Annotated in this window: 11 protein-coding genes, 1 tRNA gene and 1 pseudogene; 10 read left to right on the top strand and 3 right to left on the bottom strand. The window is 33.4% G+C overall.

The features are described 5' to 3' along the window. Positions 1 to 466: pseudogene (locus tag OEW78_RS08450) on the bottom strand (tryptophan--tRNA ligase); the annotation flags it as partial. A 51-nt stretch (positions 467 to 517) separates the two neighbouring features. Between OEW78_RS08450 and OEW78_RS08445 the strand changes: the two are divergent. From OEW78_RS08445 to OEW78_RS08425, 5 genes are all read left to right on the top strand, one after another. After that, positions 518 to 1,906, top strand: a complete 1,389-nt coding sequence (locus OEW78_RS08445; RefSeq protein WP_300326867.1) for a phenylalanine--tRNA ligase subunit alpha — start codon at positions 518 to 520, stop codon at positions 1,904 to 1,906. Beyond that, on the top strand, positions 1,897 to 3,543 hold the full coding sequence (gene pheT / locus OEW78_RS08440) for a phenylalanine--tRNA ligase subunit beta (RefSeq protein ID WP_300326866.1): 1,647 nt from the start codon (positions 1,897 to 1,899) through the stop codon (positions 3,541 to 3,543). The genes OEW78_RS08445 and pheT overlap by 10 nt, the downstream gene beginning before the upstream one ends. Before the next feature lie 283 nt (positions 3,544 to 3,826). Beyond that, positions 3,827 to 4,246 (top strand): EVE domain-containing protein, encoded by a 420-nt coding sequence (locus OEW78_RS08435; protein WP_300326865.1) that lies wholly within the window; start codon positions 3,827 to 3,829, stop codon positions 4,244 to 4,246. Positions 4,247 to 4,289: 43 nt separating this feature from the next. Then, positions 4,290 to 4,529 carry an Lrp/AsnC ligand binding domain-containing protein gene (locus OEW78_RS08430; protein WP_300326864.1) on the top strand — a complete coding sequence of 80 codons (240 nt, stop codon included), beginning with the start codon at positions 4,290 to 4,292 and terminating at the stop codon, positions 4,527 to 4,529. Positions 4,530 to 4,547: 18 nt separating this feature from the next. Next, positions 4,548 to 5,114, top strand: coding sequence for a hypothetical protein (locus tag OEW78_RS08425; RefSeq protein ID WP_300326863.1), 567 nt, complete (start codon positions 4,548 to 4,550; stop codon positions 5,112 to 5,114). Positions 5,115 to 5,129: 15 nt separating this feature from the next. On the opposite strand, the gene OEW78_RS08420 is transcribed toward OEW78_RS08425, so the two are convergent. Further along, positions 5,130 to 5,762 (bottom strand): hypothetical protein, encoded by a 633-nt coding sequence (locus OEW78_RS08420; protein WP_300326861.1) that lies wholly within the window; start codon positions 5,760 to 5,762, stop codon positions 5,130 to 5,132. A gap of 154 nt (positions 5,763 to 5,916) precedes the next feature. On the opposite strand from OEW78_RS08420, the gene OEW78_RS08415 reads away from it, so the two are divergent. Further along, a complete protein-coding gene (locus tag OEW78_RS08415) occupies positions 5,917 to 8,181 on the top strand; it encodes an aconitate hydratase (RefSeq protein ID WP_300326860.1) in 2,265 nt (754 codons plus the stop codon). An 8-nt stretch (positions 8,182 to 8,189) separates the two neighbouring features. Here the strand turns inward: OEW78_RS08415 and OEW78_RS08410 are convergent. After that, positions 8,190 to 8,266, bottom strand: a tRNA-Trp gene (locus OEW78_RS08410). Between the two features lie 76 nt (positions 8,267 to 8,342). On the opposite strand from OEW78_RS08410, the gene OEW78_RS08405 reads away from it, so the two are divergent. From OEW78_RS08405 to OEW78_RS08390, 4 genes are all read left to right on the top strand, one after another. Beyond that, complete coding sequence (locus OEW78_RS08405) at positions 8,343 to 8,876, top strand: hypothetical protein (RefSeq protein ID WP_300326859.1); 534 nt, start codon at positions 8,343 to 8,345, stop codon at positions 8,874 to 8,876. 30 nt (positions 8,877 to 8,906) lie between these two features. Beyond that, positions 8,907 to 9,875, top strand: a complete 969-nt coding sequence (pdxS, locus tag OEW78_RS08400; protein ID WP_300326858.1) for a pyridoxal 5'-phosphate synthase lyase subunit PdxS — start codon at positions 8,907 to 8,909, stop codon at positions 9,873 to 9,875. Further along, on the top strand, positions 9,872 to 10,489 hold the full coding sequence (gene pdxT, locus OEW78_RS08395; protein WP_300326857.1) for a pyridoxal 5'-phosphate synthase glutaminase subunit PdxT: 618 nt from the start codon (positions 9,872 to 9,874) through the stop codon (positions 10,487 to 10,489). Before pdxS ends, pdxT begins: the two co-directional genes overlap by 4 nt. A 134-nt stretch (positions 10,490 to 10,623) precedes the next feature. Then, positions 10,624 to 10,851 carry a circularly permuted type 2 ATP-grasp protein gene (locus OEW78_RS08390; RefSeq protein ID WP_300326856.1) on the top strand — a complete coding sequence of 76 codons (228 nt, stop codon included), beginning with the start codon at positions 10,624 to 10,626 and terminating at the stop codon, positions 10,849 to 10,851. Positions 10,852 to 11,036 lie beyond the last annotated feature (185 nt).

Below are 11,036 nucleotides of genomic sequence, written 5' to 3'. Positions count from 1 at the left end.
TGTTGATGATAATTTTTGTTTTTCCCGGTTTGAATCCTAATGCAATAAAATCTAATGCATTTTCAAATGCAAATTTCTTTGTTTCTTCTAAAGTAAGGTCGGGTTTTGAATAAAATTTTTCATCATCGGTAAGCTGAAAGTACATATTAACATCAAACTTTTCTTGCAACCATTTTGCAAACATCCATGGTACTAAATGTCCAATATGTGTATGTCCTGAAGGACCTCTTCCTGTATATAGGAAAAATTTATTCCCTTTTTCATATTCGTCTACAATTCTATTCATTTCTCTGTGGGAAAAGAAAATGCCTCTTCTTAACATAAAATGATCTTCACCCGTAATTCGCTTGATTTTCTCTAGTAATTCTGATGAAATCTTTTCAGTTCCAAATTGCTTGATTAACTTATCATAGTCTATATCGCCTTCTACATGCCAAGGAGTTACAATAAAGTCGTTAGTTGACATTCATCTTGACTTAAGTTAAGGTTTAAAAAGTCTTTTTCGAATTCTTTGCTGTTGTCGCAAGTTTTTCATGAGATTGAAAAAAAAATTATTACTTCTTTAAGAGATAATCCCAAACAAACTCCTGAATCTTTAGAAAAATCTACCCAACTTTTACCTGATCAAATCAGAAGAGGAATTGAGTGGTTAAGATTAAAAGAACTTGCTATTGTTACTGAATCTCAATCAAGTGTAATCAGTTTAGGAAAAAATGGACTTGAATCTCTTCAAAAAGGATTACCTGAAAGAAGATTACTAGAGTTACTCAAAACTGGACCAAAAAAATTATCTGACTTACAAAAAGAGTTAGGGTTTGTTTTTGGACCTTCAATGGGATTAGCTAGAAAAAATAATTGGGTTGAAGCATCATCTGATCAAATTTCTATTAAAAATCCTCCATCTGAACTTCCAGGCGAAAAAACTCTCAAACTTGTTGGAAACGAAAAAATATCCAAAGACAAACTTGATGATGCTGATTTATCTGGACTTTTAAAAAGACCTGATTTTATTATTGAAGACGTTATAAAATCTAAAGAAATCTCTTTGTCTGATTCTGCAAAATCTATGGAACTTTCTGATACTACAGGAGAAATTGATGTTGAAGCTAAAGTTCCAGAAGTATTTGTTGCAAGAACTCATCCTCTAAAAGATACGATAGATGAAATACGTGAAATCTTTGTTACATTAGGTTTTTCAGAAATTTTTGGAAACATGACTCAATCAAGCTTTTGGAATTTTGATGCTTTGTTTACTCCACAAGATCATCCTGCAAGAGAATTACAAGATACATTTTACCTAGATAAAATAAATGCCAAAAAAATTGGAACCTCTGAACAAATCAAAAAAGTTTCTGAATCTCATAAGAAAAATTGGAGATATCAATGGGATATCAACGAAGCAAAAAAGATGGTTTTGAGAACTCACACAACGTGTGTCACCATCAAACATTTGGCTGAAAATAAACCTGATGAGGCACGAATTTTCTCATTAGGTCGTGTTTTTCGTAATGAAAAAGTTAGTTACAAACATCTTGTTGAATTTAACCAAATTGAAGGTGTTGTAATAGGTAAAGATGCATCTTTAAGAAATCTAATGGGAATTCAAAGAGAATTCTACAAACGAATTGGAATAACCAAAATAAAATTTTGGCCAACCTTTTTCCCTTACACTGAACCTTCTTTACAGACTATGGTATACAATGAAAAATTAGGAAAATGGATTGAGTTGTTTGGAATGGGAATTTTTAGACCCGAAGTAACAAAACCTCTTGGAATTACTAAGCCTGTTTTAGCTTGGGGTGGAGGTATTGAAAGAATTGCTATGCTAAAATATGATCTTGATGATGTTCGAGAATTTTATAACAATAATCTAGGTTGGTTGAGGAGTGCTACAAAATGCCAGTAGTTGAACTGTCTTACACACGACTCCAAAAGTTAGTAGGTAAAGTATCCAAAAAACAAATTTCTGATTCTTTACCCTTTCTTGGATTGGATATTGAATCTGAAGATAAAGATCTAGTAAGAATAGAATACAGTCCAAATAGACCAGATTATTCTACTGATTTTGGAATTGCTCTTGGTCTGCAAGGTTTACTTGGAATCAAAACTGGTACAGTAAAACTCAATATTAAAAAATCTAACAAATTTCCAATTTTTGTAAAATCTGGAGTTTCAAAGATAAGACCTTTTGTTGCTGGTATTGTTGCTAAAAATGGAAAAATTGACGATAAAACAATTAAACAATTAATGACAATGCAAGAAGATCTTCATTTTGGAATTGGAAGAAAAAGGAAAAAATCTTCAATTGGAATACATGATTTAGACAAGATTTCATTTCCTTTAGTTTATACCACTACAAATAGAAATCATAAATTCATTCCATTAAATTCTGAACAAGAAATTCCTATTTCTGAAATACTTGTAAATACAGATGTTGGTAAAGATTATGGTTCTTTGCTTGGGCAATCGCCACATGTGCCTATAATCTTCGATAAAAATCAAAATACTGTCTCATTTCCTCCTATAATCAACGCTGCAATCACAACAGTCACCACCAAAACAAAAAATCTCTTTGTTGAGGTAACTGGAATCAATAAAGATGATGCTGAAGACATGCTTGCTGTTGTAGCAACAATTTTACAAACTGCTGGATTTACTCTGGAATCTGTAAAGATTTCTGGCATGAAAAATTCAACTCCAAAATTGGAACAAAAGAAAATTTCAGTAAATTCGTCATTGATTAATCAAATTCTAGGTTTGAATCTTAACCCTACTAAAATAATTTCATCATTAAAAAAATCTCGATTGGATGCATTTTCTAAAGGAGCAAACATTGTTTGTACAATTCCTGCATACCGATTTGATATTTTTGGACCTATGGATCTAGTAGAGGAAGTTGCTTTAGGATATGGAATCCAAAATCTCGAACCCATATTATCTCCTTCACAAACTATCGGAAAAACTAATCCTGTGTCACTACAATTAAAATCCCTTGATCAAACAATGATTGGACTTGGATATCTTGAAGCTTTGAATTCAAGTTTGACTAGTAAGCGAGTATTATATGATATGGTGAATAGAGATTCGTCAAAAATTATTTCTGTATTAGATTCAAAAAGTCAAGAACACACAATTCTACGTGATTCAATACTTCCTGGATTGATTGAAAACCTTTCAAGAAATATACATGAATCTTACCCACAAAAAATGTTCGAGACTGGAACTGTTTTTACTCTTGAGGATCCTATATCTGAAAAAATTAATTGTTCTGGAATTAGTGCTCACAAGGATGCAAATTTTACTGAAATAAAATCAGTGATTCAATCTGCACTAAAAATTGGATTTGGGATTCAAATTGAAACAAAAACTACTACAAATCCTACTTTTGAAGAAGGACATTGTGCATCAATCATTTTTAATAATGTGCCTATTGGAATAATTGGAAAAATTAATTCAAAGATTATTGAAAATTATAAAATTCGAGTTCCTGTAGTCGGATTTGAAATATCTTTGTCTGAATCAATACTAAAAAACCAAAATTGACTATTTCAAAAACCGTTTCTTGGTGAATTATTTCCTCAATGGTTTTTAGTAGGAGTAATTCTATAATTAATCGCCCAAGAGCAGGCATGCAGACGGATTAGGATGAGTCGATCGTGATGATACCAGTGATTTCTAATTCACCCAGGTGTGCTACATTATGGGCCACCCCGGTTTTAGAACGCGAGGAGGCGTATGGCTATGACCGATGATTTTGTGCGAGTCAGAACCGGGGAACATTTCTATTCTCAAAACCATTAAACCTGATAATTATACAGAAAATTAAATGGTGAATTATTGGTTAGCAAAACAAGAACCAAGTGGTCCTCGAGGATATAGTTTTGAACAACTAAAAAAAGACAAAACCACTGTCTGGGATGATGTACACAATAATCTTGCACTAAAACATATGAGGGAAATGAAACCTGGCGATCTTGTTTTATTTTACCACACTGGTGATGAAAGACAAGCTGTAGGAATTATGGAAGTTACTTCAAAACCCTATTCAAATCCAAAAGAAGATGTTGAACGTTTTATCGTAATGGATGTAAAATATAAAAAATCTCTAAAAAAACCGGTCACTCTTGATGAAATGAAAAAAGAGAAAAAATTCAAAGATTGGGAACTAATTAGAATATCAAGATTATCTGTAATGCCTGTTCCAAAGCCAATTTGGGATATGATTATCAAGATGTCTCAAACCTGACTATGATCGGTTTATTGATATAGTCGATTTATTTAATTTCTGTATGGCAACAGCTTATGTTTTAATAAACTGTGAACTAGGTTCTGAAGAAGCTATTATTCAGCAACTAAAGAGCTTGGATGGTGTTAAGGAAGTTCATGGAACTTTCGGTGCATACGATATTTTGGCCAAGATCGAATCTGATACTGTTGAAAAACTAAGAGAAACAATTACTTGGAAAATCAGAAAAATTGAAAAGATTCGTTCAACTCTTACCTTGATGGGTATTGAAGGTCAAACATAAACACCCTTTTTTCTTATTATGATTCTACATTTTATTTTTGTAGTACCTGAAGAAGATCGTGAGAAACGACAATTTGAATTTGAATACGTAAAGAAAATGAGCAAATTTTATCAGGTTTGGTTAAAAGAGAAATTTGGTAAAGACTATGAAATTCAATGTGATGAGATGATAACATCTCCTAGAAGTATTCTTCAACGTCTTGATACTCATACATTAGTACGTGATCATCAACAAAGAGGAAAAGACATTTTTCATTTCTATTTGACTCACTTCAAACCTTGGTGGACTGATTGTACTTGTGAAGGATATCATGCTGAAAATTTTGGCATGGTGTTTTGGCAATCTCCGAAACAATCCGATGATACTTTATTTCTTGCAGAAAAAAATTGTACTACTGTATCACATGAATTACTTCATGAAATGTTGAGACTCAAAGGACATAAAAAATTCATTCAAGAAGTACATGATGTGTGGACTAAACATCTTTTTGAACAATTAGAATTTGAACAGTACGGTGAAGATTTTAAAAAAACTGATGGTAAACCCATGTTTTTAACAATGGACACTACACAATTTAATTTATAATAAAGATTTTCACAATTAACATTTTGTAACTGAATAAATGTTATTTTCAAAGTTTGCCGTTTTGAAATCTAATTTATTTTCAGGATCATCGTCTCTTGACTTGCTTAATGTTTCAAGTTCTACCAATGCATCCCCTCTAAAACCTACAGAAGAACCATAAATTCCATCAGTTAACATTGTTCCATGATCTCCTTTTTTGATATCATCAACCATGTCATAAAATCTAGCCGTCTCCTTTTTGTTTACTGGGTTTCCAGTTGCTTTGTTATATGCAACTGCTATGTACATCCCATTATTTTTTACTGCAACAGGAACTTTGTGATTTTTGCCTGATGCACCTGGAATTGTATCATTAACTATGACTTCACATTTATGATACATGCTTGATACATATGCGAAGAATCTGTATTGAGCATATTTTCCTGCAGCATCTTCTTCGCAACCAACAAAGACTTTATGTAATAATTCTAAAGCATCATCGTTCATACTTTGTAATCTATCATCAATTCTTCCTCTTTCAAGTAGTTCCGATTTACACTCTTTTGCAACTAAGACTAGGATAAAATCTGGTAAATTATAATTTTTCAGAGCTGCAACAAATGCTCCAGCTTGTGACATGCCAAACTTTGGGAATCCTTTATTGACCATGGTTATACCTCACTTTAGAAAATATACTGCCTACTAACACTGTATTAAAAAGCCGCTTTTGGCTTATAATTGTTAAGAATTATCTTTCCAATCGAACTAATTTACTTGATTTTTAAATTGTAAATATTAAATTCAGGGTCAATTCATGGTTTTTATGGAAATTGATACTACTCCTGAACTTGTTTCTAATGTCTATTTAAAATTAAAAGAAAACATTGTAAAATACAGAAATGTTGTTGGCAGACCTCTAACTTTAACTGAGAAAATATTATCTGGCCATCTCAACAAAATTGATGACACTGTTTTCACTGGTGGAAAAGATTATGTCTTTTTGAAACCTGATAGAGTTGCATTACAAGATGTTACAGGCCAAATGGTCATGCTTCAATTCATGCAAGCCGGACTCAAACAAACATCTCTTCCTACAACTGTACATTGTGATCATCTAATTAGAGCTGAAGTCCAAGGTGATATTGACATGAAAGTTTCTCTTGATGAAAATAGTGAAGTCTTCAAATTTTTACAATCAGCTTGTGCAAAGTATGGTTGTGGATTTTGGAAACCTGGTGCTGGTATTATTCATCAAGTAGTTCTTGAAAATTATGCATTTCCAGGAGGATTGATGATTGGTACTGATTCTCATACTCCAAATGCTGGTGGTCTTGGAATGGTTGCAATAGGTGTTGGTGGATTAGATGCAGCTGAAACAATGGCTGGTATGCCTTGGGAGTTATTATATCCTAAAAAAATAGGTGTTAAACTTACCGGAGAACTAAATGGTTGGACTGCACCTAAAGATATCATTTTAAAAGTTGCTGATGAATTAACTGTATCTGGAGGAACAAATGCTATTGTTGAATACTTTGGACCTGGAACAAAATCTATCAGCTGTACTGGAAAGGCAACCATTACTAACATGGGAGCTGAAATTGGAGCAACATGTTCTATCTTCCCATATGATGAAAGAATGGAAACTTATCTAAAATATACAAGCAGATCTGAAATAGCAGAATTAGCAAATCAAAACAAAGAATCCCTTGTAGCTGATCCTGAAGTAGAAACTAATCCTGAAAAATTCTTTGATAGAGTAATTGAAATTAATCTGTCTACATTAGAACCACACATTGTAGGTCCTCACACTCCTGATTTGGCAAGAACAATTTCTGAATTATCTGATGATGTAAAATCAAATGATTATGTTGATCCAATCTCTGTTGCACTAATTGGAAGTTGTACAAATTCTTCATATGAGGATATGTCAAGAGCTGCAAGCTTGGCTGAACAAGCAAAAGCCAAGGGAATTAAAGCAAAAATTCCTTTACTGGTAACTCCTGGGTCTGAACAAATTCGTGGAACTATAGAACGTGATGGACAGATGGATTCTCTAAAAGATATTGGTGCAACTGTATTAGCAAACGCCTGTGGTCCTTGTATCGGTCAATGGAACAGACCCGAATTAGAAAATGATGAACAAAATACTATCGTTACTACATTTAACAGAAACTTCCCTGGAAGAAATGACGGACATAGAAGCACTCTGAATTTCATTGGCAGTCCTGAAATGATAATTGCATTAGCATTGGGTGGAAAACTATCGTTTAATCCATTAAAAGATGAACTTACTGCATCTGATGGAACAAAATTCAAACTTGAGCCACCTAAACCGGCACCAGAAGTTCCATCTGAAGGTTTTATGAGACCTGAAGGAATTTTTGTTGCACCACCAGAAAACTATGATGATGTTGAGGTAATCATTGATCCTAATAGTAAACGATTACAAAAATTAGAACCATTTTCAAAATGGGATGAAAATGACTTTGAAGAACTTCCAATTATGGTAAAAGCCAAAGGAAAATGTACAACTGACCATATCTCTCCTGCTGGTGCATGGCTGTCACTTCGTGGACACTTGGATAATCTCAGTGATAACATGTTGCTTGGTGCAGTTAATGCATTTAATGATGAAGTTGGAAAAGGCAAGAATGTTCTAAACAATGAACTTGAATCATTTTCAAAAATTGCAAGGCAGTACAAAGAAAAACAGATGAGATGGGTAATCATTGGAGATAACAATTACGGTGAAGGAAGCAGCAGAGAGCATGCAGCAATGACTCCGCGATACTTGGGATGTGCTGCAGTGATTACAAAGAGTCTTGCAAGAATTCATGAAACCAATTTGAAAAAGCAAGGTTTGTTGGCATTGACATTTAGCAATCCTGATGATTATGAAAAAATCCTAGAAGATGATAAAATCAGTCTAGTTGATTTGAATAACTTACAACCTGGCAAACAAGTCAAATGCATCATTACTCACAATGATGGAAACAAAGAAGAAATCCTGTTAAATCACTCTTACAATCAATCTCAGATAGAGTGGTTCAAAGCAGGTTCTGCTCTTAATGTTTTGAGAAATAGATAATAAAATAATGGTGGGCCCAGACGGATTTGAACCGACGACCGATGGTTTTGGAGACCATCGTCCTACCAGGCTAGACTACAGACCCACAAGAATCGAAATATTCTGCTTGAATTTTAACTATTACTAAGATTTATTTGCAAATTGGCAGTATTTGCAGTAAAATGGTAAAACCCGTTTACTTGGTACTAGGTGCCATCCCTGTAATTGTATCTCTTTTACTTGTAACTCCATTATTGCTAAAAAATGAAATTCCTACATCAGCTGCAAACTATACTGATAATGTTGAAATTGAATACACTAAACACCAATTAAAGAAAATCTCTTACGGTGTAACAGAAAGAACTGGGGCACAAAAAACTGAGATTCTTTACATCAAAAATGATGGTGAACTAAAATATTCTGTAACTGAAAATGGTTATCTAAAACCAGATGTTCGCTCACAATTAGATGAAGCAAAGCTAAACAAGATCAAAGCTTTGATCAAAGAAACTGGTTTTATTGCAATTCCATCTGAATCTTTTCCAGTAATGGAGAATGTAACTGAATATCAAAAATCAAATGTTAAAGTGACTCTTAATGGAAAAGTAAATCAAATCCATTGGCCACAACAAAATGCAACTGAAGGTTTCATCCCTCCTATTATCACTATGGTTGAATCTGAACTAGATCAGATTATGTCTGAATTTAGTGAATAGATACAAATAGTCTTTAGGAAAAATTAGGACATGTTACCATTATCTGGTGAGCGAAAAAATGCTAAAGGAATTATTTCTGACAAAATAAACTCCATTGATACTTTACGTGGTTCTTCTACTGTTAAACGAGGTTTTGCTCATATGTTAAAAAATGGAGTTGTAATGGATGTTACAACTGTGGAACAAGCACAAATTGCTGAAGAAGCTGGTGCAGTTTCTGTAATGGTTTTAGACAAGCTTCCATCTGAAGTTAGAAAAGCTGGTGGAGTTGCACGAACTGCTAGTATTAGAATTATTGAAGAAATTATGGATTCGGTAACCATTCCTGTTATGGCTAAATGTAGAATTGGACATGTCAATGAAGCACTGGTTTTACAAGAAACCGATGTTGATATGATTGACGAGTCTGAAGTTTTAACTCCTGCAGATGAACTTCGTCATATTTGGAAATGGGATTTCACAACACCTGTTGTTAATGGTGCAAGATCATTGGCTGAAGCCTTGAGAAGAATTGAAGAAGGTGCTTCAATGATTAGAACAAAAGGTGAACCTGGAACAGGAAATGTTGCAGAAGCAATCAAACATATTAAAAAAGTAAATGATGAACTAAGAACAATAAAATCAATTTATGATTCTGGAGATAATCAAGATTTAGTTAGAATGGCAAGAGAATTTAAAGTATCTTATGATATTGTTGAGCAAACTGCAAAATTCGGAAGATTACCTGTTGTAAATTTTGCAGCTGGTGGAATTGCAACACCTGCAGATGCAGCATATCTAATGTCTCTTGGCTGTGATGGTATTTTTGTCGGTTCTGGAATCTTTAATTCTGATGATGCAAAAGAAAGAGCAAGAGCAATAGTTTTAGCTACTACTTTTTGGAATGAATCTGATAAAGTCAAAGAGGCTCAAAAAATGATAGATGAAAGACAATCTATGATTGGATTGGATGTTAATACTCTAGAGTTACGTATGCAAGATCGTGGAGGTTCTGCATGACTCTAAAACTAGGAGTTTTAGCAATTCAAGGCGATGTTGCTGAAAATGTATCTTCTTTGGAGAATTCTGTATCTGAACTAAATCAGGATGCAACTGTAAATGTTGTAAAAACTCCTGAGGAAATAGCAGAACTTGACGGTCTGATTATTCCTGGAGGAGAAAGCACCACAATCGGGCAATTATCACTAGTAAATGGTTCTTTGAAAGAGATTAAACAGAAAGTTGAATCAGGAATGCCTGTTTTGGGAATATGTGCAGGAATGGTACTACTTGCAAATAATGCTAGTGACAAAGTTGTAGGCAAAATTGAGCAACCTCTTTTTGATTTTCTAGATGTTGATCTAGAGAGAAATTCATTTGGAAGACAACGTGAATCCTTTGAGGCTAATATTTCACTTGACTCTATTGGCATTTCAAATTTTAATGGTGTCTTTATTCGTGCGCCAACAATAACTACTATTTCAAATGATATTGAAGTTCTTGCAAAATTAAACGAAAAAATTATTGCAATCAAAAAAGGCAACATTATTGGAACCTCATTTCATCCAGAACTGACAGAAGATTTGGCAATTCACAAATATTTTGTAAACCTAGTCAAAGATACTAAAAATTAAATTTAAGCATTTGTGGATTTAAAATACTCTACGTATACTATCTTCCAGATTTTTCAATATCTCTTAATTTTTTAGAACATGCTTGAATTTCTGCAATCGTATGTATTTTTTTTGGTCTGTTACAAACTGGACATATGTCGTCAGAACTGATAAGACACTATCTGTCTGAAGAACCAATTTTAGAACAACCAAAATCATACAATCCTACAATTCACGAAGAATTAGAAAGTGCAATTCTAAATATTGAAAACCTTGTTGTAAAAGAAAGGGGCGGATATGGAGGTATGGGAACTGTAATACCTCGTGATCATCCAAAATCAAAACGAGGTCCATTGATTGAAAAAATAAAAAGAGATTACTGAAAAACCTGATGATTATCTTTTGCAGGAAACCCTGGATTTTTCCACTATTGTAACTAGAGAGTCTTTTAGTCCATTAATCATGCGTGATTCTTATGTTGATCTTAGAGTTTTCTCATATTATACAAAAGAAGGTCCTATGATTCCAGCTGGAGGATTATCAAGATATGCACGACATGGCAGAATTA

Source organism: Candidatus Nitrosopumilus sp. (assembly GCF_029882185.1).
GTDB lineage: Archaea > Thermoproteota > Nitrososphaeria > Nitrososphaerales > Nitrosopumilaceae > Nitrosopumilus.
Note: the sequence above shows the minus strand (reverse complement) of the source record. Positions and strands in the feature narration are given on the sequence as shown.